Raw genomic sequence first — 21,532 nt, 5'->3', positions numbered from 1 at the left:
AGTGAAGAGGCTACGGACTGTTGGACTTTGTTGGAAGAAGTTCGACAACGAGCGTTCTTTCAGCCGTTCGGGAGAGACCGTCACAGGTCACACCTTCATGGGCGTGCGCCTGCACAACCCGGTGACCGGCCGCTCCCTGACAGCCTCGGCACCAACCGGCATTCGTACGTGCACAGACTCACCGCCGTTCGCTCCAGCCTCGCCCACCGCCGGAACCACGCCGCCGGCCCCGCCTCCCCTCGCGTCAGGAACCGCGCCGAGTTCCGCAGTGCCCCCGTGTTCCCCAGCACCTCCTCCACCCGCTCCACGAACGACAGGTCCGGCATCCACCGCCCCAACTCCACCGACTCCACGAGCGCTTGGAGAACCGGACCAGTTCCCCGAACTGCGCCCGGCTCAGGCCCGCGTGCTCGCGCAACGCCTGGACGACCGCCCCGAACGTCCGCAGGCTGTCCGACGGATCCGGCTCCCGCTCACACTCCCCACCCGTCACCGTCGGCTCGACGTGGTCGGCCGTCGTTCGAGGCCCACTTCCAGGTACTCACACGCCGGCTCCCTCCGTGAGGACTCTCGGGGCACCTCGAAGGACACTCGTACAACCCGCCGACCGTGCCCGTACGCTGACGCACCGTACGGACCGCGTGCACGGAATGAGATCCGGGCCCGCCCCCATCCGCACCGGAGAACAAGAGCGCCCCCGTGAACCCGTACCACACCACCCCGCTCGCACCCCCGTCCCGGCCCTGATGGAAGACCACCCCGCCCTGCTCGGCCTCCTGGCCCTGGTAGCCCTGATCGGGGCACTGAGGTCCGGGCTCTCGGCCTTCTCGCGACGATCGCCTCCACGGTGGCGGTGTGGGTCCTGCCCGCGTGGCGCTGGTACGCCCGGCTCGGCGCCACGGTCGGCGCGTTCTTCCTGCTGCTGATCAGCGCGGACATGAGCGGGCAACTCGAAGAGGCCACGGTCGAAGACCCCGACCCGCCCCACCTCGCGGAAGTCTTCGGCCTCGACGACAAGACCGTGATCCGCTACGCGAGCTCCGCTCGCGCTCTCATGGAACGGTCCCCGGAAACCGACCCCGCGACTTCACCACGAACCCACGGATCAACTCCTTGACACTGGGGGCACCGGCCCCCGGGTCCACCCCCGACAGCCTCCAGTTTCACGAACTCACGGAGGCGAGGGGTCAGCGGGTGGGTGGGACGAACTCGGGCTGGTCGAGCAGGCGCAGCCAGCTTCCGTCGGGCTGGCGCCGGACGACCTGCGCCCGGGCACCGGCCCCGTCCTTCGGCGGGGTCGAGGTGAGGGCAATGTCGCCGCTGATCAGCGTCGGCAGCGGCTGTTCCGGCTCGAAACGGGGACGGTTGGCCAGCACCTGCTCCCACAGCGCACGAATCGCCTTTCGGCCCACCGTCCGGTCGCCGGGCGGGTAGGCCATCACCGCACCCTCTTCGTAAAGCGCGGCAACCCCGGCCGCGTCACCGGCGTTGGACCGTTCGACGAACAAGCGGGTGATGTCCTCGGGCCGCATGGCCTTCTCGTACTCCGGCATGGGTTCCTCCTGACGTCGGGCTTCGGCGCTTTCCAGCGTGGCCGCCCACTGGCCAGAAGTCCAACAGATGGATCTCATGGAAGCTAGAAACCACAGTCATGGAACTGAGGCAACTGGAGTACTTCGTCGCGGTCGCCGAGGAGCAGAACTTCACCCGGGCGGCCGAGCGGGTGCACATCAGCCAGTCCGGCGTCAGCGCCCAGATCCGCCAGCTGGAACGGGAACTCGGTGCCGAGCTGTTCGACCGGTCGGCCCGCACCGTCACCCTCACCGTCGCGGGAAAGGCCGCACTCGAACACGCCCGCGCCGCACTCGCCGCCGCTGGGGCCGTCGGCCAGGCGGTGGGCGAGGTGACCGACCTGATCCGGGGTCGGCTCACCGTCGGGATGGTCATCGGCTGTACCCTCACCCCGCTGTTCGACGCCCTCGCCGCGTTCCACCAGGCACATCCCGGTGTGGAGATCTCACTGCTGGAGGACAGCTCCGACCGGCTCGTCGAGGGGGTACGCACCGGCGCCGTCGACCTGGCACTCATCGGGGCCGCAGCCGCCACCCCCGAGGGGCTGGACGCGCTGACCATCATCAGCGAGCGGCTCGTCGCGGCAGTCCCGGCCGGGCACCCCCTGGCGAAACAGCGACGGGTCACCCTGAGCGACCTGATCACCCACCCGATCGTGTGCATGCCGCCCGGCACCGGCCTGCGCACGGTATTCGACCAGGCCTGCGCCGCACAGAACCTCCAACCCGCGATCGCGCTGCAGGCCAGCGCCGCGGACGCCATCGCCGACCTCGCCGCCCGCGGGCTCGCCGTCGCCGTCCTCAGCGACTCCATGGCCGCGCACTACCGCGACCGGCTCACCGCCCGCACCATCGATGACCTCGATACACCCGCATTGCTCGCCCTGATCTGGAAGAACACGCACAGCCCGGGGATGCGTGAGCTGCTCGTGCACAGCAGGCAGGCATTCGCCGAGCCCGACCCCGCGACTTCCCCGCGAACCCACGGGTCCATCCCCTGACATCAGAGCGACAGACCCTTGAGTTCCCGCCGAAGTGCCCTTGGTGGGCAGCTGTCACCGCTGTTTTTGGCTCTTGGGCAGGATGCTCGGTCAGTCAGCGAGCCTTGTGGGGTGCGCGGCGAGTGCCGTGTTGGTGATCGTCGTGGGTGAGATCGGTGACCGAATGCGGCGCCGCTTCTTTCCTCACCGCGAGGTGGGCTGATCGGACGGCCTGCGCAAGCCTGTCGGATCGGGGAGCCGACGGTCGGCCCGGACGATGGTGGTCTCCGATCGTTTGGGGCATGGCAGAGGAAATGACACGTCCTGGGATCAGCGGTGACGTGCGGCGGGTGTCGCGCGGCGAATGGACGCCGGAGTGCGTCCGAGCAGGTTGCGGGATGTCCGGGTCGGATGGGCCTGATCGGCGAAGCCCGCCTCGGCCGCGGCCACTGATGCGTGGGGCATGGGGGGACTGTCCGGCTGCCGGCAGGCCGTGTCGCTCCGGAGGTGACGGGTACCTGGAGCGGGCCAGGAGCCCCCGCCGACCCTGGAGGGAAGCCACATGCTCTCCGACACGTCCCGTCCCGTCATCACCGCCACGCTCCCCGTGGTCGCCGACTACATCGGTGAGATCGCCCAGCGCTTCTACCGGCATCTGTTCTCCGCGCATCCCGAACTCCTCGACGGCGTCTTCAACCGCGGCAACCAGGCGCACGGCCATCAGCAGCAGGCCCTGGCCGGGTCGGTGGCCGCGTTCGCGACGACCCTGGTGGAGACACCGGAGCGGGTGCCGGAGCAACTGCTGCGCCGGATCGCCCACAAGCACGCCTCGCTCGGCATCCGCCCGGACCAGTACCAGGTCGTCCACGACCACCTGATGTGGGCGATCGGCGACGTCCTGGGCGACGCGGTCACCGCGGAGGTCGCCGCGGCCTGGGACGAGGTGTACTGGCTGATGGCCAATGCCCTGATCAACCAGGAGCGCGGCCTCTACAGCGCCCGCGGGGTCCGGCCGGAGACGGTCTGGCGGGACTGGCGGGTGGAGCGGAAGATCAAGGAGACCGACGATGTGGTCACCTTCGTGGTCAAGCGGAACGACGACCGCCTGGTGAAGACCTCACTGCCGGGCCAGTACGTCACCGTCCGGATGCGGATGCCCGACGGGAAGCTCCAGCCACGCCAGTACAGCCTGACCCGCGCCGACGACGGCGAGCACCGCCAGTTCTCGGTGAAGCGGGTGCGCGGCGAGGGCGGCGACCCCGACGGCGAGATGTCGGCGCTGCTGCACGACTCCGTCGAGGTGGGCGACGACCTGACGCTGTCGCTGCCGTACGGCGACGTGGTGCTCGACGACTCGGGACGGCCGGTGGTGTTCGCCAGTGCGGGCATCGGGGTCTCCCCCATGGCGGGCATGCTGTCGCACCTGGTCGCGGCCGACTCCGGGCTGCCGATCACCGTGCTCCACGCCGACCTCGACGAGGCGTCCTTCCCGCTGCGGCGGCAAGTGGTCAACGACGTGCTGGCGCTGCGGGACGCGCGGATGTACCTCTGGTACGAGAAGGGCGCGCACAGCCTCGAACCGGTGACCGGCGTCTTCGAGGGACAGATGGACCTGTCCGCCGTCGACGTCCCCGGCGACGCCCTCTACTACCTGTGCGGGCCGCTGCCCTTCATGCAGGCCGTACGGAGCCGGCTGATCGAGCAGGGGGTCGCCCCGCGCGACATCCAGTACGAGGTCTTCGGCCCCGACCTGTGGCAGGCCGACCTGGACTGACCGTCGTGGCTGCGGCACCACGACCGGCACCTGAGTTCTCCAACCGGGCCCGGAGCGTCAGTTCTTGCGTGGCAGGACCAACAAGGCGTCTCCGACGGGGCGTTCGCCGGCGGCGTCGGACGGGTCGTTGATGACCCGGCCGTCGGCCACCATCGTGGTCGAACCGCCGCCGTCGAGGTTGACCGCGTCGCGCAGTCCGAGTGCCCTGGCGACCTCGGCGCTCTCGCCGATGCTGAGCCCGAGGGCGTCGGTGCCGCGTCCGTCGGCGGTGACGAGCACGGTGCGGCCGGCCGCGTCCACTCCGGCCAGGGTGCGCGGGTTGCGCTTGTGCACCCAGCCGTAGTACCAGCTCGGGTCGCCCGGGTGCACCATGCCGTCGGTGGCGGGCGTGACGTGCAGCCGCCCGTCGCGGACCAGTTCGGGGCCTGCGTTCAGGATGTCGGTACGGGGTGAGGGCGAGACGCGGTGTCCGCGTTCGTCCAGCAGGGTCGCCTCGACGCGCAGGCGGTCGCCGACGCGTGCGAGTCCGGTCAGCCCGGCGACGTGTCGACCGGTCGCCTGCACGGAGCTGCCACCGTCCGGGAGCGACCCGCCGCGGTCGCGCCGGCCGCCTCCGCCAGTTCGCTGGTGGTCTCGCGGTTCTCCAGGTCCGGGCCGTACGGGGCCGCCAAGTCGCCGCGGAGGGCGCGCGGGTCGATGGTGAGCACGTCGACCCGCCAGGGGCCGCGGTCCGTGGCGTCGCCGTCCCAGCCGGTGTAGACGGCGGCTCCCGTGTGACCGGCCGCCCGCAGCCGCGCGCGTTCGGATGTCGCGGCGGACTGCGAGTCGAAGGAGCCGACGCGGACCCGCCACCCCAGCGTGCCGCCGGCGTAGTCGGCGGCCTTCGCCGTCGTCACCTTCTCGACCCGGGCGGCGAAACCGTCCCGTTCGAGTCCGGCGGCCAGTTCGTCGGCACTCGCCTTGTCCTTCAGGGCGGTCGGTGGCGCGTCGGGGTCCGGTGAGGTGTCACCGCCGGGGATGGAGACCTCGACCGTCCAGTGCAGCGCCGGGGCGTCGTCACCGCGCACGATGCGGGTGAGGGTGACACCCGGTTGCAGGGTGGTCGTGGTACGGGTCTCGGTCAGACCGGACGGGCCCAGGGGCAAGGGCTGCGTGGTGATGCCGCGGTGGGTCCAGGGGCGACGCCGGCGCCGCCAGCGCACCCACCGTGACGAGGAAACCGAGGACGGCACCCGCACCGGACAGTCTCTTCTTCATCGGCACCGCCCGGAAGGATGGCATGAGGATGTGACCGCGGTTCGTCGGTACCCGTCCCGGAAGTCGCGCTGCGGGTGGACCACAGACCGGGTTCGAACGAGCACCATCCCCCCCCGCCTGGTGCCGACACGGCTATGGGCAGCTGACTGTGCGTGCTGCACCAGCATCGACGGGTCCTGGCTCACGTCAAGATCCTCGAGAGCGGGACCACGGCACCGCACATCCGTGGGGGAGCCTGCCCCGGGGCGCCGCGTGTGCGGGGTGGTCAGGGCGCGCGGACCGCCGAGATGTCGAACTCGAGCTCGATCTGCTCGCTGACCATCAGGCCACCGGTCTCCAGCATCGCGTTCCAGGTGAGGTCCCACTGGGTGCGGTTGACGACGGCTGTGCCGTCGAAGCCGATCCGCTCGACGCCGAAGGCGTCGACCACCAGGCCCGTGTAGAGGAGGTCGATGGTGATCGGATGCGTGCGGTCCTTGACGGTGAGGGCACCCGTCAACTGGAAGCGGTCCTCACCGACCTGCTCGGTGTAGGTGCTGCTGAAGGTGATGGTCGGGTAGCGCTCGACGTCGAGGAAGTCGGCGCTGCAGAGGTGACGGTCGCGCTGCGCGACGCGGGTGTCGACGGTGGCCGTCCGAACGACCACCCCGGCTCCGGAGCGTTCCGGTCGTTCACCGTCCAGGCGAAGCCAGCCGTCGAAGTCGGTGAAGCTCCCCCGGACCCGGGTGACCAGAGCGTGCCGGGCGGCGAACCCGATGGTGCTGTGCGACTGGTCGAACAGCCACTCCCCGGAGAGCCAGGCCCGGGAGGGGTCGGCATTGAACGTCCGGGCGCCCGCGCCCGTCGGCGGGGCCGGCGACGGTGTCGGTTCGGTGTCGACGGACCGTGCGGTGCGGAAGAGAGAGCGGAAGTCCATCAGATCTCCCGGTGAGGGTGCTTGACATCCGCATGTGCGGCTTCAGGAGACCGCCATTCAACAGGTGCAGGGCGCATCAAAACGATCTTGGCCGGATTCTTTCTCAAGTTGAGACCTTCGTCATGGGCCGGGACCGGCGGCGTGACTGGGGGCCACGACTTCGGCGCTCCGCCGTGAGCGGCGCCGTGGCACCGGGCACGGACCCGGTGCGGGTCCCCACGCGGGCGGACCTCAGCCCGCGCCACGGCGACGATCTCCCCGGCGCCTCCCGCCGGAACGGCGCTTCAGCTGTTCCCGGTGTTCCCGGCCAGGAAGGCCTCCACCTCGTCGCGGCGGGCGAGGGAGGGCTGGGCGCCCGCCCGGGTGGTGCTGATCGCCGCGGCGGCACAGGCCCAACGGGCGGACTGCTCGAGGGTGCGGCCCTCCGCTAGGGCGACGGCGAGCGCGCCGCAGAAGGAGTCACCGGCGGCGGTGGTGTCCACGGGCCGGACGGAGAAGGCGGGGACGTGCAGGTGCGCGGCGCCCTCGAGGAGGAGCACCCCGTCGCCGCCGAGCGTGACGATCACCGCGCCCGCACCGGTCAGCTTCCGGGCCGCGGCGACGACCTCGTCGATCGTCTCCGGTACGGGCGTGCCGGTGAGGGCCGCCAGTTCCGTGCGGTTGGGGACCAGCACGTCGACGTGGGGCGGCGGGACGGCGCCGGCGACGGCGGGGGCCGGGTTGTGCAGCACGATGCCGCCGGCCAGCCGTGCGGCGGCGTGGTTGGCCTCGTCCGGGACCTCCTGCTGGAGGACGGTCACGGCCGCCTTCCGCAGCACGTCCGCGGCGGCCTCGCAGTCGGCGGCGCCCAGGCGGGCGTTGGCCCCGGGGCTGACGATGATGGTGTTCTCGCCGGCCGGATCGACGGCGATCAGGGCGCGGCCGGTCGCCACGTCCGGGGTGCGGGTGATGTGTGTGGTGTCCACACCCTCCTCCCGGACGGCGCCGAGCATGATGTCGGCCGCGTCGTCCTCGCCGACCCGGCCGACGAAGGCGACGTTCCCGCCGAGCCGGGCGGCGGCGACCGCCTGGTTGGCGCCCTTGCCTCCGGGGTGCTGGGCGATGCCCCCGCCGAGGACCGTCTCACCCGGCACCGGATGCTGGGGAACCGGTACGACGAGATCCAGGTTGAGGCTTCCGACGACTGCGATCACTGGTTTTCCTCTGAGGTGCGGGTACTGCCGGTGTCCTGCGCCGAGGCGGCACGGGGTGCGCTGGAGGCGCGTACGACGAGTTCGGGGGCGAGCCGGACCGACCGTCGCGGCCCGTCCGGCTGCCCGTTCTGCTGCCCGGCCAGCCGGTGGCCGAGCAGGTGCGCGGCCTCGGTGGCCAGTGCGCGCACGGGCTGGCGGACGGTGGTCAGGGGCGGTTCGGCGAGGTCCGCCACGGGAACGTCGTCGAAACCGGTGACGGCGATCTCACCCGGGACGTCCACGCCGAGTTGCCGCAGCCGGCGCAGCGCACCGACCGCGATGAGGTCGTTGGCGCAGACGATGGCGTCCGGCCGGGAGGGCAGGATCCGGTCCACCGCGGCCCGCCCCCACTCCAACGAGAAGTCGCCGAGTTCGACGCGGCCGGGGGCTTCCGCGTCCAGGGCGCCGGCCCCCGCCTTGTACGCCGCGAGCCGCTCGACCGCCGCCGAGGCGGTTCCGGCCGCGCCCACGAAGCACGGGCGACGGCGGCCGGTGGCGGCCAGGTGGTCCAGGACGAGTGCCATGCCGGCGGTGTTGTCGGTCGCGACCGAGTCGGCGACGCCGGGCCCGCAGCCGCGGTCCAGCAGCACCAGGGGCACGTGGGCCGCCGCCATCGCCACCGCCTCCCGGCTGTGCGTCTCGTCGACGGGGACGACCAGCAGGGCGTCGACCTGCCGGTCCAGCAGGGCGGTGATGCGGGCCGCCTCGGTCTCCGGGTCGTCGTCGCAGTCGGCGAACAGCACGGCGCGGCCCTCGGCGTGCAGCGCGTGCTCCACCTCCCGTACGAGGGAGGGGAAGAAGGGGTTGGTGATCTGCGGCAGGACGAGACCGATGGTGCCGGTGGCGCGGCTGCGCAGGGCGCGGGCGACCTGGTTGGGCCGGTAACCGAGACGGTCGGCCGCCTCCTTGACCCGGCGGGCGATCTCGGGCCCGACCGGACGGGTTCCGCCCAGCACCCGGGACACCGTGGCAACGGAGCAGCCCGACGCGCGAGCCACGTCCTTCAGTGTGACCTCGGCCACTGCCGAGCCCCCCTTCACTCGGTGCGACTCCGCTTCGCTCACCGGGCTTTCGCCGGGCGGGAAGCGGCCTTCCGGGACTGTTTCCGGCAAACGTTATCACCTGGGATTGCCGATCATCAGTCCATCCGCGGGGAGTCGTGAGATATCGGTCATTGACAACTGCGGGTTCCATGAGGAACTTTTCTGGAGAACGTTTTCCCAAACCGTTTCCAAGGAGGTGCGCAGTGTTCACCCCGATCACCCCGATCGCCGCCGGCGCCAGTCGGTCGCCCCGTGCCGCTGCCGTCCCTCCGGTGACGGTGACGGAGACGGCCACCACCGCCGGCGCCGGGCATACGCGCCGGCCCGCCCTCCGGTAGCAGCCCTCCTTCGGCGCTCCAGAGATCCGCTTCACCCCCGTTCCACCCGTTCCACCCGTTCCACCTTGAGCAAAGGGGCTCCCGATGGCCAAAAAGATCATCCTCGACTGCGACCCCGGACACGACGACGCCATCGCGATGCTGCTGGCGCACGGCAACCCGGACATCGACCTGGTCGCCGTCACGACCGTGGTCGGCAACCAGACGCTGGAGAAGGTGACCCGCAACGCCCTCTCCGTGGCGCGCATCGCCGGGATCACCGGCGTGCCCTTCGCCGCCGGCTGCCCGCGGCCGCTGGTGCGGGCCATCGAGACGGCCCCTGACATCCACGGCGAGACCGGTCTGGACGGACCGGTGCTGCCCGAGCCGACCCTCGAGCTGGACCGCCGGCACGCCGTCGACCTCATCATCGACACGGTGATGTCGCACGAGCCCGGCGAGATCACCATCGTCCCGACGGCGGGCCTGACCAACATCGCCCTCGCCGCGCGCAAGGAGCCCCGCATCGTCGAGCGGGTCCGCGAGGTCGTCCTGATGGGCGGCGGCTACCACGAGGGCAACTGGAGCGCGGTCGCCGAGTTCAACATCATCATCGACCCCGAGGCCGCCCACATCGTCTTCAACGAGAGCTGGCCGGTCACCATGGTCGGTCTCGACCTGACGCACCAGGCCCTGGCGACGCCCGAGGTCGCCGAGAAGATCGCCGCGGTCGGCACCAAGCCCGCCAAGTTCGTCGGCGAGCTGCTGGACTTCTTCGGCGCCACCTACAAGGAGGCGCAGGGCTTCGAGCACCCGCCCGTGCACGACCCCTGCGCGGTCGCGTACGTGATCGACCCCTCCGTCATGACGGTGCGCAAGGCTCCCGTGGACGTCGAGCTCAGCGGCGGTCTGACCCTGGGCATGACCGTGACGGACTTCCGCGCCCCGGCCCCGGCCGACTGCCACACCCAGGTCGCGGTCGAGCTCGACCGCGAGCGGTTCTGGGACCTCGTGGTGGACGCCCTCGAGCGGATCGGTGACGTCGAGGCATGAGCTCACCCATCACCGTGAACCGGCCCGACGAGGCATCGGGCCGCCGCACGACCCGTGTGGGCGTGCTGATGGTCGCACTCCTCGCGGCCTGTTTCGCCTTCCAGCTCAACGCGAGCATGCTCAGCCCCGCGCTGAAGAACATCGAGGAGAGCTTCGGGGCCAGCTCGGCCGAGATCGGGCTCACCCAGACCGCGTTCTTCACCTCGGCGGCCCTGTTCTCGCTCTTCCTGCCGAGGCTGGGCGACGTCATCGGCCGGCGCAAGGTCCTGGCCGGCATGCTGGCGCTCATGGCCGTCGGCTGTGTCGTCGCCGCACTGGCGCCGAGCGTGCCCGTGCTGTTCGTCGGCCGCATCATCCAGGGTGTGTCCGGCCCGGTCGTCCCCCTCTGCCTGATCATGCTGCGGCAGGAGGTGCGCGAACCGAAGAAGTACGGCACCCTGCTGGGTGTGATCACCGCCGTCAACGGCGGCATCGCCGGTATCGACGCCCTCGCCGGGGGCTACCTCGCCGACAACTACGGCTTCCGGTCGGTCTTCTGGACGATGGCCGTCGTGGCGGTCCTCGCCGCCGTGATGGTCGCCACCCTGACCCCCGAGACCAAGGCTCCCGCCGCGGACCGGATGGACTGGCCGGGTGTCGCGCTCCTCGTCGTGTCCGTCGGCGCACTGCTCACCGCGCTGAACGAGGCCGGCAAGCTCGCCGACGCCAACTGGCTCCTCGTCGCCGTCCTCATCGTCGTCGGCGCGGTCGCCTTCGCCCTGTTCTGGCGGACCGAGGACCGCAGTACGCACCCGCTGGTCGCCACCCGGCACCTGAAGCAGCGCTCGACCTGGGCGACCCTGCTGACCACCCTGCTCACCATGACGGGCGTGTTCGCCGTCATGAACGGCCTGATCCCGGCCCTCGCCCAGGACGGGAACGCCGGGCTCGGCATGGGCGCCGAGCAGTCCGCGTGGTGGACCCTCACCCCGTACGCCCTGGCCGGCCTGGCCATGGGGCCCATCGCCGGCCGGCTCGCCGCCACCTTCGGGTACGGCCGCATCCTGCGGCTGGGGCTGATCGGGGCCGTGGCGGGCGTGCTCCTGATGATCCTCACGGTCGACTCCCAGTCCCGCTCCATGCTGCTGCTGACCTCGATCCTGGTCGGCATCGCCTACGCGGGCGTGGCGAACATCGTGCTCAACGGGCTCGGCATCGTCCTGTCCCCCAAGGAGAACCCGGGCTTCCTGCCCGGCCTCAACGCGGGGGCGTTCAACCTCGGCGCCGGTCTCAGCTTCGCGCTGCTGTACGCGGTCAAGACGGCCGCCCTGCCGGACGACCCCACGTCGCCCGCCGACTACACCGCCGCCATGATCGCCGGAGTGGTCATCCTGGCCGCCGCCTTCGCGACGTCCTTCATGATCCCGAAGCCGGTGGAGGCCGAAGCGCGCGACGACTGAGTCAGCCCTTCCGGTACCGCCGCGACCCGGCGGCACTCCGGTCCGGCGACCTGACGACGGCCTGCGGCACGGGCCCGGGGATTCCTCCCGGGTTCCGTGCCGCAGGCCGTTCGCCGTTCGCCCTCCGGGGGCCGGCTCCCGTGGCCGGCCCGCGTGCGTTCACAGCGCCCGACATCTCGAACTCGTCCCACATCTTGATACGCGCCGCCTGATGAGTGAGATATCTGGGAACCTCGAGTTGCCTGTACCGTACACGCGGCCTTCCTCCGGAAAGGTGCCCGCTGTCGGGCGGGCCGTCGGCGGCACGCCGCCGGCGCCTGTTCTCCGCCCTCGTGCGAAAGACCCAGAAATGCCCGCACCAGCCACCAGCCCAACCCAGGCACCCGTCAACTCGCGGTCCCGTGTCCTCGTCGCGAGCCTCATCGGCACGACGATCGAGTTCTACGACTTCTACATCTACGCGACCGCCGCCGTCCTGGTCTTCCCCGCGCTCTTCTTCCCGAACAGCGACCCGACCACCGCGCTGCTGTCGTCCTTCGCGGTGTTCGGCGCCGCCATGGTCGCCCGTCCGATCGGCGCCGTCGTCTTCGGGCACCTCGGCGACCGGCTCGGCCGCAAGGGCACGCTGGTGGCCTCGCTCCTCACCATGGGCATCGCCACCTTCCTCATCGGCGTGCTGCCCACCTACGAGCAGGCCGGCTGGATCGCCACCGCGCTGCTGGTGCTGATGCGGCTCGCCCAGGGCTTCGCGCTGGGCGGTGAGTGGAGCGGCGCCGCGCTGGTCGCCACGGAGAACGCCCCGAAGAACAAGCGCGCCCTCTACGGCACGTTCCCGCAGCTGGGTGCCCCGCTCGGCTTCATCATCGGCAACGGCCTCTTCCTGATCATCGGCGCGCTGCTGCCGTCCGCCGCGGGCGCCGACCCGTCGCAACCCTCCGAGGCCTTCCTGAGCTGGGGCTGGCGCATTCCGTTCCTGTTCTCGGCCGTGATGGTCGTGATCGGCCTGTGGGTGCGGATGCGCCTGGTCGAGGCGCCGGTCTTCTCCAAGACCCGCGAGGCCGGGCTGGTGCGGAAGCTGCCGCTGGCCACCGTCTTCCACAACCACTGGAAGCAGCTGGTCCTCGGCACCTTCTTCATGCTGGCCACCTACGTGCTCTTCTACCTGATGACCACGTTCTCGCTGAGCTACGGCCGGACCGCGACGGACGCCGCCGTGCCCGGCCTGGGGTACAGCTACACCACCTTCGTCCTGATGATGATCTTCGGGGTGCTGTTCTTCGCCGCGTTCACCCTGATCTCCGGCCCGCTCGCCGACAAGTACGGCCGCCGCACCACCCTGATCTGGGTCACCGCCGCGATCCTGGTCTTCGGTCTGGTGTGGGTGCCGCTGATCGGCCTCGGCACGCTCGGCGTGGTGCTGTGGCTGGTGCTCGGCTTCACGCTGATGGGCATGACCTTCGGCCCGATGGGCGCGCTCCTGCCGGAACTGTTCCCGACGAGCGTGCGCTACACCGGCTCCGGCATCTCGTACAACGTCAGCTCGATCCTCGGCGCGGCCGTCGCCCCGTTCATCGCGGTGGCGCTGTGGGAGGCCGGCGACGGCTCGCCGTGGCTGGTCGGCGTCTACCTCTCCGCGATGGCACTGCTGACCCTGGTCTCGCTGCTGATCGGCAAGGAGACGAAGGACACCGCCCTCGACGAGGGCGAGGCCCCTGCCGCCCCCGACCGGGACCAGGCCACGGCCGTCGGCGCGGCCCGCTGAACCGTCCGGAGTGCCAATGCGGCCCCCTTCGCCCCGATACCAGGGCAAGGGGGCCGCGGTGCGTCGTCGCACGATTCGGCCAACGCTCAGAACCTGGTCGGCGCTGGTCGGCCCCGGGCCTCCAGTGGCAGGATCCGCTCCTCCCGCCCGGCGGGCGGCACCGCCCGCCGGGCCCGGGCCGCGAAGGAGAGAACGCACACGCCCGCCGGCCGGTTCGAAGGCGCCCGCGGCGCTCCCCGGTGTGGCCGGCCCCTCCCGCATGCGGCATCGCGACTCCACGGGGGCGGGCGTCCCCACCGCGCTCCTGGCGGCGGGGACGCCGAACGCCTCGGCGTCCCCGCCTCAGTCAAGGCGGCGGAAGAGGGCGGTGAGGGCCTGGCCGCCGCCGATGCACATGGTGACGATGCCGAACTCACCGCCAGTGCGGCGCAGGTGCTTCACCACCCGCAGCGACAGGATCGCGCCGGTGACCGCCGCCGCACCGAGCTCGTGCGCCGGCACGTCCTTGAACTGGCCGCCGAAGCTGCCGATCGGGGTCCGCGCCCCGTCGATGACGACGATGCGTTCGCCCACGTCCGTCTCCTGGTTCGTTCAGTCGGTCGAAAGCGCTGCCGCGATCACGGCCAGTTGGGCGTCCCTGTCCGCTACCTTGACGCGCGGACGGCCCGCGGCTCGGCCGCTCGTCCTCTCGTGGGCGTCCAGGGCCTTCCACGCCTCCAGGTCGGCGACGCGCGGCAGGATCGATGCGACGTCGGTGGCATCGGCCGGCTCGCCGAGTCGTCCCGCTTCCCAGTCCTCGAGCAGGGCGTCGACCGTCTCACGCGCACATCGCCTGTTGGTTCCGATGACGCCCGAGGGCCCGCGCTTGACCCAGCCCGTGACGAAGGCTCCCGGGACCGTCGTGCCCGTGGCCGGGTCGACGACCCGGCCGTGCTCGTTCGGCACGACTGCCCGCTCCTCGTCGAAGGGCAGGTCCTTGATCGGCTGCGCCCGGTAGCCCACGGAGCGGATGACCAGGCCGGCGGACACGTCGTCCGTCTCGTCGGTCACCGAGGTCGGGCCGGTCTCGGGATCGATCTGCGTCCGCGCGAACCGGACCGCCTCGACTCGCTCGTCGCCCACGATGGCGACCGGCGTCTTGCAGTAGTCCAGGACGACCACCGGCCGGTCGCCGTCCGGTATCTCGGTCGGCAGCCCTTCGATGAGATCGCGCTCGTACTGGTCGAGTGGCGCCCCGCCGGCGCCGAGCACCCCGAGTTCGGCCGCGCTGTCGCCGTGCGGGCCGGGCTCTTGACGTCCTTCGCCGGGCCGATGCCCAAAAGCCCGGCCCGCAGCGGGTACGTCCCGTTCGCCCCATGCTCTTCGACGCGGACACCGTGCAGCCCAGGCCCATGGGGTCCGTGGAACCCGGCTCGCCCCGGCCGGACAGGTCGAGCGGCCCCGACCGGCCCGGCAGTCGCTCGATCATGCCGTTCATGTCACCCTCCTCTGCACTCCCCGCGACCAGCAGCGTCACGCAAGAGGGTCGGTGCGTCGTGGGCCGGTCGGCCCCGCACCGTCCCGGTCCGCAGGTCACTGCTTCGGGGTCACTGCTTCTCGGAGCGCACGATCACCACCGGGCAGCTCGCATGCTGGGACACGTGCTGGCTGACGGAGCCGAGCAGGGCGCGCGCGAATCCGCCCCTGCCCCGGCTGCCGACGACCAGGACCTCGGCTCCTTCGGCGGCCCGCAGCAGGACGTCGGCGGGATTGCCGTGCACCACATGGGTGCGGACCGAGTCGGCCGTGTCCGCGCCGAGCACGTCGGCCAGCTCCCGGCTCATCTTCTGCCGGGTCTCGTCCTCGTCGACGTCCATGTCCACGGCGGGCGCCGACCAGCCGTACAGTCCCGGCAGCTCCCACACCGCGACCGCGTCCACGGTGCCGCCGACGAGACCGGCGTAGCGCACGGCCCAGCGCAGAGCCTCGTACGAGGACTGCGACCCGTCGACACCGACCACCACCCGGCGCTCGGAGGCATCTTCGTCCATGCGTCCCACCTCTCCTTCAGCGTACGTGCCCACCAGGCCGGTCCGCCCCTGCTCCCCACGCTGCGGGAATCATCGCCACACAGCCAGAGGTGCGCCCCCGGCGGCATGACGGACGGCGGTGCGCCGTCCGTACGCAAGGCGGGCCACCCAGCCGGAGGCCACGCCCTCACGCATTCAGCCAAGAGCCGTCAACTGTCAGCCGTCGGGTCGGAGCGTGTCGCGACCTGCTCACCGCCGTTCGGGTACGACCGCGACCGGGCACTGCGTTCGTCGCGGGCCTCCTTCAGCGAATGCTGAGGGCTGCGCCGGGTGCGGTCGTGTTCAGGGCTTGAGGGGAGGGCCGACGTGCGGGACGACCGGCGTCTCCCCGTGGGCCGACCACTCATCGAGGATCTGCCGGGGTTCGGGTGCGGCTGGGCCAGGGGCGTGCTCGTGGTGCTGGTCGAGGGCGCGCCCTCCGGGAGGTCTCCATCTCGAGGGTGGAGACCGAGCAGAGCGATGCCCCGCGGCGTTCACGGTGTACGACGGCGGGTAGTACCTGCGGGCACCCGCAGCGGTCGGCCTGCCGCCGCCCAGGCCCTGACCAGGCAGGTACAGGAGCCGGGCGGGGGAAGTGCGCTCCTCACCCGGGTTGCCCGCCTCACCCGCGCGTACTCGCCATCGCCCGATCCGGCCGGCTACGCGCTGCACCCCTGGCTTCCCGACGGGGAGCACCGTGACGGGCCCTGGGCGTGGCGGGCCGGGGCCGGGCGAGGAACATGAGGGCCGTGCGGCCCTGGATCCGCCCGATGAATCGTCGGATCCTGGACGCGAGGCGAGGAGAGTACTCACCCGGCCGGGCGGGTGGCGTCGTTCCCGGCCGCTCCCCGCCGCGAACCCGCCGACGGTGAGGACTGCCATGCGTCACGTCAACCGCGCCGACCACTCCCGCCGGGCCGGCATGGAGAAGTCGGTGCCCGGACCTGCCTCGGCGCAGACGGCGACGTCCTGGCTCGAACCCGCTCTCCTGGCTGTCACGGCCTCGGCGCTGACGGCGGGGGGCGTTCTCTGGCTGCTGGGCGACACCGACGCCGCCGACCTGTGCTGGGCTCTGGGCACGGCTTTTGCCGTCGCCCCCGCGGTCGGCTGGGTGCTGACCGCGCTGCGGCGCGGTCACGCCGGCGTGGACCTCATCGCGGTCCTGGCACTCGGCGGCACCCTGGCCGTCGGCGAGTATCTCGCCGGTGCACTGATCGGTCTGATGCTGGCCACCGGCCGCGCGCTGGAGGCCGCCGCCCAGCGGCGTGCCTCCCACGACCTGCGTGCGCTGCTCGCGCACGCGCCCCGCACCGCCCGCCGGCGCACCGGCACCGAGGTCCGCCCGGTCCCCCTCGCCGAGGTCGCCGTGGGGGACCTGCTCGTCGTCGGCGCGGGCGAGGTCGTTCCGGTCGACGGGCAGGTGGTGGGCCCGGCGGCCGTCCTCGACGAGTCGGTGCTCACGGGCGAGTCGGCGCCGGTGGAGCGGGTGTCCGGGCAAACCGTGCGCAGCGGGGTCGTCAACGCGGGCGGGGCCTTCGAAGTGCTGGCCACGGCGACCGAGCAGGACAGTACCTACGCCGGGATCGTGCGGCTGGCCCGGCAGGCGGGCGCTGAGGCGGCCCCCGTCGTCCGCCTGGCCGACCGCTACGCAGCATGGTTCCTGCCCCTCTCGGTGGCGGTCGCAGGGCTGGCCTGGCTGTTCAGCGGCTCCGCGGTGCGGGCCGTCGCGGTGCTGGTGGTCGCCACCCCCTGCCCGCTGCTGCTCGCCGCCCCGGTGGCGATCGTCTCCGGGCTGTCCCGGGCGTCCCGGCTGGGTGTGGTGGTCCGGGACGGTGGCGCCCTGGAGCGCCTGGGACGGGCCCGGACGCTGCTGCTCGACAAGACCGGCACCCTCACCGGCGGTCGCCCGCGCGTTCTCGACGTGACCGCGGGCCCCGGCTGGAAACCCGCCGAGGTACTGCGGCTGGCGGCCGCCGTCGACCAGTACTCACCACACGTCCTGGCCCACGCCATCGTCGAAGCGGCCCGTGAGCGCGAGCTGGAGCCGTCGGTGGCGACGGACGTGTCGGAGGAGGCCGGCCGGGGCGCGCACGGCGTGGTCGAGGGCCGCAGGACGACCGTCGGCCGCCTGGAGCCCGCTACGCCGGTCCCGGACTGGGCACGGGCGGCGGAGAACCGGGCTCTGTTGGACGGCGCCGCTGTCGCCTGGCTCACCGTCGACGGCGGCCCCGTGGGGGCCGTCCTGCTGCGCGATCCGCTGCGGCACGACGCGCCGCGGACCCTGCGACGGCTGCGTACGGCAGGCATCGGGCGGATCGTGATGCTCACCGGCGACCGGCCCGAGCCCGCCCGCGAGCTCGCCGCCGTCCTCGGACTCGACGACGTACGGGCCGAGCTGACCCCGGCGGACAAGGTGGCCGAGGTCCGCGCGGAACGCCGACGCGCCGTCACCGTCATGGTCGGCGACGGTGTGAACGACGCGCCCGCGCTCGCCGCCGCGGACGTCGGCGTGGCGATGGGGGCACGGGGCTCCACCGCATCCTCCGAGGCCGCGGACATCGTCCTCACCACCGACCGCGTGGACCGGCTGGCCGACGCCGCGTCGATCGCCGTACGGGCGCGCCGCATCGCCGTGCAGAGCGCCCTCGGCGGCATGCTGCTGTCCCTGGCGGCCATGGCCGCGGCCGCCATGGGACTGCTGCCGCCGGCGGTCGGCGCCCTGCTGCAGGAGGGAATCGACGTGGCGGTCATCCTCAACGCGCTGCGCGCCCTGCGCGTGGACCAAGGGGGCCGGCCCGCCCTGGAACCCGCCGCCGAGGCCCTGATCCACCGCTTCGCGGCCGAGCACGAGGAACTGCAGGACGTGTTGCAGGCCGTGCGCGACGCGGCGGCCAGGCTCTCGGCTCCCGGTCAGGACGCTCAGGCCCTGGAGTCGGTACGCGAGGTGAACCGGCTGCTCACCGAGCGGCTGCTGCCGCACGAGCACGCCGAGGAGCACCAGCTCTATCCGGCTCTCGAACCCACACTCGGCGGCCCCGAGGCGACGGCGACCATGAGCCGCGCCCACGCCGAGATCGAACGGCTCTCCGGGCGGGTGGCCACCCACGTGGCACTCGCCGAAGCACAGGGCGCGCTGAGGTCCGAGCAGTTCGAGGACCTGCGCGCCTGCCTGTACGGTCTGCACACCGTGCTGCGGCTGCACTTCACGCAGGAGGAGGAGAACTACTTCTCCCTGGCTCCCTGATCGGTACGCCTTTCCCACGAAGAAGCGTTCGCACTGCTCCTGATCGTGGGCATGGCCCTCGGTTGACCCACGAGCCGGCGGCGCGCCGGAAATGTCAGAAAGACGCGACGACCGGCCTCGGCCGGTCAGCGGTGGGCGGGCGGATGCCGATCGGCGGTTCCTGTCCCGGTACGGCGGGATGTCCGTGTCGGCCTACGGTGTGCGCGACGGCTCAGCAGCCGGACGGCGAGCGCGTCGCGCACCGCGGTGAGGACGAACGTCACGCCCGCCGCGGCCACGAGCAGAAGCGCGAACCGCTCCCGGGACTCCGGTGTGGGACTCGTACCCACGGTGCCCGCCCCTCGGTCGGCGTCGTCGGCGTCGCGTCCGTCCGAGTGCGCCGCGCTCCCTGCCGCCCGGCCGGCGGCTTGAACTCCGGTGACTCGTGACGTCACCCCGGGCTTCGCCCGTCGGCGGCGCCGATCAGCTCGTCGGCAGTTGGAGCGTGCAGGTCTCTCCGGGAGCGACGGTGACGGCCCGGTCCGCCAGGACCACGCGGACCGGCGACTCCTCCGAGTCGGGTACGCCGAGCTCCAGTTGCCCGCTGTAGCGCCGCAGGCTGATGCCCCGGTGCCCGCGATAGCTCAGTGCGAACCCGTACTCCGACAGGGCCGGCAGCGGCACCGGGTCGAGCCACAGGCCGTCCTCGCGGGTCTCCAGCCCCGTCAGGCCGCGTTGGACCAGATCAAGCGTGCCGGCCATGGCACCCAGGTGGATGCCTTCGCCGGTCGTGCCGCCCTGGACGTCGGCGACGTCCGCCTCCAGGGCCTCGTGGAAGTACTGCCACGCCTCGGCCCGCCTCACCCGGGCGAGGACCCAGCCGTGCACCAGTTCGCTGAGGGTGGAGCCGTGGCTGGTGCGGTGCAGGTAGTAGTCGACGGTTCTGCTCCAGACCTCGTCGTCCAGGTGGTATCCGAGGCGCCGGAACAGGCTCTGCAGCTCCGTGGGCGGGAAGAGGTAGCCCAGCATGAGGACGTCGGCCTGCTTGGAGGCCTTGTAGCGGTTGACCGTGTCGCCCTCGGCCTCGAGGATCCGGTCCAGTCTGCGGATGCTGTCGTACCGCGCGCGACAGCCGTCCCAGTCCAGTTCGGCAAGGTCGCCGTAGCCCTCGAACTGGCTGATGACGCCCTGGTGGTAGGGCACCCGCAACCGCCGGGAGACCTCCTCCCACTTCGGGAGCTCGTCACGGTCCAGACCCATGTGCTCGAACAGTTCCTCCCTGCGCCACGCGGGAAGCCGCCGCAGGAGGTCCAGGGCACGGCAGAGGACCCAGGCGGCGGTGACATTGGTGTACGTGTTGTCGTCCAGGCCGGGCCGGGAGGCGCCCGGGTAACCGTCGTGGTACTCGTCGGGGCCGACCACCCCACGGATGCGGTAACGACCCGACTCCGGGTCGTGAACCGCCGTGTCCGCCCAGAAACGGGCGATCTGCAGCAGCATCTCCGCACCCTTGGTGTACAGGAACTCCATGTCGCCGGTGGCCTCGCAGTACCGCCACACGTTGTAGGCGATCGCCGAGCCGACGTGGTGCTGGAGCCGGGAGTGATCCGGCAACCAGCGCCCCGAGCGGGGGTTGAGGTGCAGCTCCTGGGACTCCTCACGGCCGTCGCTGCCGCTCTGCCACGGGTACATCGCCCCCGCCCGGCCGATGGTGGCGGCGGCCCGGCAGGCCCGGCCGAGGCGCCGGTGGCGGTAGGTCAGCAGGGCCCGGGCCACCTCGGGGAGATGCAGGTTCAGGTACGGCAGCACGAACAGCTCGTCCCAGAACACGTGCCCCCGGTAGGCCTCGCCGTGCAGCCCCCGGGCCGGCACCCCCACGTCCAGATCCGCGGTGTGGGGGGACAGTGTCTGCAGCACGTGGAACAGGTGCAGGCGCAGGATGCGGCCTGCCTGGCCGGGGATGCGGATGTCCGCGCGTCGCCACAGCCGCTGCCAGGCGGCGGCGTGGGAGTGCAGCAGGGCGGCGAAGTCCGATGCCACGGTCACCCGGTCGACGGCCGCGCCGAGCGGATCGCTGATCGCTGTGTCGCGGGAGGTGTGCAGCGCCACGGTCTTCTCGACCTCGACGGGCCGGCCCGGAGCGATCGGGACCACCGAACGGTGAACCGTGCGGCGCCGGTCGGGACGCAGCTGTGAGAAGGAGGAAGGAGGCCCCACGACGACGCTCCGGGCGGCCATGGCGATCCCGATGTCCGAGGTGCTGGTCCGGCAGCGCAGCCACACTGTCCCGGGCTCCTGCACCCCGGTCCGTACGCGGGCCAGGTGGTGCCGGTTGAGAGACCGGTAACGGTGGACGTTGGCGTTGATCACATCGCCGTCGAGGGAGGACTCGACCTCGACGTCCCCCGACCAGTCCTCGGCGGTGAGCACCGTTCGCAGCGCCGCCAGATGCGGGTCCCCCATGTGCACCAGGCGGATCTGTTCCACCCGGAGCGCTCCTGCGGCATCGTCCCGGTAGCGCGAGGTACGGATGAGCACGGCCCGGCGCAGATCCAGGACCTGCCGGTGGTCGAGCAGGGCTGCGGAGTCCGGGGTGAGCCACGGCCCCCACGTCCCGCCATGGGAACGCAGACGGAAGCGCAGCAGCAGCCAGTTCGGGAGGTTGACCATGTCCTCGCTGACGACCCGGCGCCCCGCCACGGTCGACTCGAGGCGGTTGTAGCACCCGGCCGCATAGGTCCCCGGGCAGTGCACCAGGCCCGCCCTGCACTCGGGCATCGCGCCACGGGTGGCGAAGTAGCCGTTGCCGAGCGTGCACAGCGATTCCCGCAACCTCTCGGCAGCGGGGTCGTACCCCTCGTACTCCCAAGTCCACTCCGGCATCGGCCGCCCTCGCATTCCTCCTTGCCGAACGGTG

16 protein-coding genes and 2 pseudogenes are annotated in these 21,532 nt (G+C 71.9%); 7 read left to right on the top strand and 11 right to left on the bottom strand.

Annotated elements, in window-relative coordinates:
- Positions 1-140: 140 nt before the first annotated feature.
- A pseudogene (locus tag AC6F7H_RS26020) lies at positions 141-493 on the bottom strand (helix-turn-helix domain-containing protein); the annotation flags it as partial.
- A gap of 354 nt (positions 494-847) precedes the next feature.
- Here AC6F7H_RS26020 and AC6F7H_RS26015 point away from each other — a divergent pair.
- On the top strand, positions 848-1,117 hold the full coding sequence (locus AC6F7H_RS26015; RefSeq protein WP_500759425.1) for a hypothetical protein: 270 nt from the start codon (positions 848-850) through the stop codon (positions 1,115-1,117).
- Between the two features lie 70 nt (positions 1,118-1,187).
- On the opposite strand, the gene AC6F7H_RS26010 is transcribed toward AC6F7H_RS26015, so the two are convergent.
- Entirely contained in the window at positions 1,188-1,553 is a 366-nt protein-coding gene (locus tag AC6F7H_RS26010) for a YybH family protein (RefSeq protein ID WP_500759423.1), read from the bottom strand.
- 98 nt (positions 1,554-1,651) lie between these two features.
- Between AC6F7H_RS26010 and AC6F7H_RS26005 the strand changes: the two genes are divergently transcribed.
- Together AC6F7H_RS26005 and AC6F7H_RS26000 are read left to right on the top strand one after the other, a co-directional pair.
- Positions 1,652-2,572 carry a LysR family transcriptional regulator gene (locus AC6F7H_RS26005; protein WP_500759422.1) on the top strand — a complete coding sequence of 307 codons (921 nt, stop codon included), beginning with the start codon at positions 1,652-1,654 and terminating at the stop codon, positions 2,570-2,572.
- 541 nt (positions 2,573-3,113) lie between these two features.
- On the top strand, positions 3,114-4,325 hold the full coding sequence (locus AC6F7H_RS26000) for a globin domain-containing protein (RefSeq protein WP_500759420.1): 1,212 nt from the start codon (positions 3,114-3,116) through the stop codon (positions 4,323-4,325).
- Positions 4,326-4,382: 57 nt separating this feature from the next.
- On the opposite strand, the pseudogene AC6F7H_RS25995 reads toward AC6F7H_RS26000, so the two are convergent.
- From AC6F7H_RS25995 to AC6F7H_RS25980, 4 genes and pseudogenes are all read right to left on the bottom strand, one after another.
- A pseudogene (locus tag AC6F7H_RS25995) lies at positions 4,383-5,582 on the bottom strand (phosphodiester glycosidase family protein).
- A gap of 265 nt (positions 5,583-5,847) precedes the next feature.
- On the bottom strand, positions 5,848-6,498 hold the full coding sequence (locus AC6F7H_RS25990; protein WP_500759419.1) for a YceI family protein: 651 nt from the start codon (positions 6,496-6,498) through the stop codon (positions 5,848-5,850).
- Positions 6,499-6,782: 284 nt separating this feature from the next.
- Positions 6,783-7,691, bottom strand: a complete 909-nt coding sequence (gene rbsK / locus AC6F7H_RS25985) for a ribokinase (RefSeq protein ID WP_500759417.1) — start codon at positions 7,689-7,691, stop codon at positions 6,783-6,785.
- A complete protein-coding gene (locus tag AC6F7H_RS25980; RefSeq protein WP_500759415.1) occupies positions 7,688-8,728 on the bottom strand; it encodes a LacI family DNA-binding transcriptional regulator in 1,041 nt (346 codons plus the stop codon). Before AC6F7H_RS25980 ends, rbsK begins: the two co-directional genes overlap by 4 nt.
- A 467-nt stretch (positions 8,729-9,195) precedes the next feature.
- Here AC6F7H_RS25980 and uriH point away from each other — a divergent pair, with 467 nt between their 5' ends.
- The 3 genes from uriH to AC6F7H_RS25965 all read left to right on the top strand — a co-directional run bounded on the left by uriH (position 9,196) and on the right by AC6F7H_RS25965 (position 13,344).
- Positions 9,196-10,143, top strand: a complete 948-nt coding sequence (uriH, locus tag AC6F7H_RS25975) for a uridine-preferring nucleoside hydrolase UriH (protein ID WP_500759414.1) — start codon at positions 9,196-9,198, stop codon at positions 10,141-10,143.
- Complete coding sequence (uriT, locus tag AC6F7H_RS25970; protein ID WP_500759413.1) at positions 10,140-11,582, top strand: uridine transporter UriT; 1,443 nt, start codon at positions 10,140-10,142, stop codon at positions 11,580-11,582. The genes uriH and uriT overlap by 4 nt, the downstream gene beginning before the upstream one ends.
- Positions 11,583-11,931: 349 nt before the next feature.
- The gene (locus AC6F7H_RS25965; RefSeq protein WP_500759412.1) at positions 11,932-13,344 is read left to right on the top strand and encodes an MFS transporter; all 1,413 of its coding nucleotides are present in this window, start codon (positions 11,932-11,934) and stop codon (positions 13,342-13,344) included.
- A 342-nt stretch (positions 13,345-13,686) separates the two neighbouring features.
- Here the strand turns inward: AC6F7H_RS25965 and AC6F7H_RS25960 are convergent, their stop codons facing one another.
- The 3 genes from AC6F7H_RS25960 to AC6F7H_RS25950 form a co-directional block, all read right to left on the bottom strand.
- Positions 13,687-13,917 (bottom strand): thiolase family protein, encoded by a 231-nt coding sequence (locus AC6F7H_RS25960; protein WP_500759411.1) that lies wholly within the window; start codon positions 13,915-13,917, stop codon positions 13,687-13,689.
- An 18-nt stretch (positions 13,918-13,935) separates the two neighbouring features.
- Positions 13,936-14,595: a ferredoxin--NADP reductase domain-containing protein gene (locus tag AC6F7H_RS25955; protein ID WP_500759409.1), complete on the bottom strand. Its 660-nt coding sequence runs from the start codon at positions 14,593-14,595 to the stop codon at positions 13,936-13,938.
- Between the two features lie 335 nt (positions 14,596-14,930).
- Positions 14,931-15,374 carry a universal stress protein gene (locus AC6F7H_RS25950; RefSeq protein WP_500759407.1) on the bottom strand — a complete coding sequence of 148 codons (444 nt, stop codon included), beginning with the start codon at positions 15,372-15,374 and terminating at the stop codon, positions 14,931-14,933.
- 940 nt (positions 15,375-16,314) lie between these two features.
- Between AC6F7H_RS25950 and AC6F7H_RS25945 the strand changes: the two genes are divergently transcribed.
- Entirely contained in the window at positions 16,315-18,636 is a 2,322-nt protein-coding gene (locus AC6F7H_RS25945) for a heavy metal translocating P-type ATPase (protein ID WP_500762062.1), read from the top strand.
- A 125-nt stretch (positions 18,637-18,761) separates the two neighbouring features.
- On the opposite strand, the gene AC6F7H_RS25940 is transcribed toward AC6F7H_RS25945, so the two are convergent.
- Positions 18,762-18,965 (bottom strand): hypothetical protein, encoded by a 204-nt coding sequence (locus tag AC6F7H_RS25940; RefSeq protein ID WP_500759406.1) that lies wholly within the window; start codon positions 18,963-18,965, stop codon positions 18,762-18,764.
- Positions 18,966-19,098: 133 nt separating this feature from the next.
- Positions 19,099-21,498 (bottom strand): glycoside hydrolase family 65 protein, encoded by a 2,400-nt coding sequence (locus AC6F7H_RS25935; RefSeq protein WP_500759405.1) that lies wholly within the window; start codon positions 21,496-21,498, stop codon positions 19,099-19,101.
- Positions 21,499-21,532: the final 34 nt, after the last annotated feature.

The organism is Streptomyces sp. MMS24-W38 (assembly GCF_059889265.1).
The sequence above is the reverse complement of the archived record's forward strand: the minus strand, read 5'-3'. Positions and strand labels throughout refer to the sequence as shown.

Excerpts from the sequence above, each read along its gene's own strand:
- AC6F7H_RS26010 (WP_500759423.1), bottom strand. The coding sequence starts at position 1,553 with ATGCCGGAGTACGAGAAGGCCATGCGGCCCGAGGACATCACCCGCTTG.
- AC6F7H_RS25950 (WP_500759407.1), bottom strand. The coding sequence starts at position 15,374 with ATGGACGAAGATGCCTCCGAGCGCCGGGTGGTGGTCGGTGTCGACGGG.
- AC6F7H_RS25965 (WP_500759412.1), top strand. The coding sequence starts at position 11,932 with ATGCCCGCACCAGCCACCAGCCCAACCCAGGCACCCGTCAACTCGCGG.
- uriH (WP_500759414.1), top strand. The coding sequence starts at position 9,196 with ATGGCCAAAAAGATCATCCTCGACTGCGACCCCGGACACGACGACGCC.
- uriT (WP_500759413.1), top strand. The coding sequence starts at position 10,140 with ATGAGCTCACCCATCACCGTGAACCGGCCCGACGAGGCATCGGGCCGC.
- AC6F7H_RS26000 (WP_500759420.1), top strand. The coding sequence starts at position 3,114 with ATGCTCTCCGACACGTCCCGTCCCGTCATCACCGCCACGCTCCCCGTG.
- AC6F7H_RS25990 (WP_500759419.1), bottom strand. The coding sequence starts at position 6,498 with ATGGACTTCCGCTCTCTCTTCCGCACCGCACGGTCCGTCGACACCGAA.
- AC6F7H_RS25945 (WP_500762062.1), top strand. The coding sequence starts at position 16,315 with ATGGAGAAGTCGGTGCCCGGACCTGCCTCGGCGCAGACGGCGACGTCC.
- AC6F7H_RS26005 (WP_500759422.1), top strand. The coding sequence starts at position 1,652 with ATGGAACTGAGGCAACTGGAGTACTTCGTCGCGGTCGCCGAGGAGCAG.
- AC6F7H_RS25935 (WP_500759405.1), bottom strand. The coding sequence starts at position 21,498 with ATGCCGGAGTGGACTTGGGAGTACGAGGGGTACGACCCCGCTGCCGAG.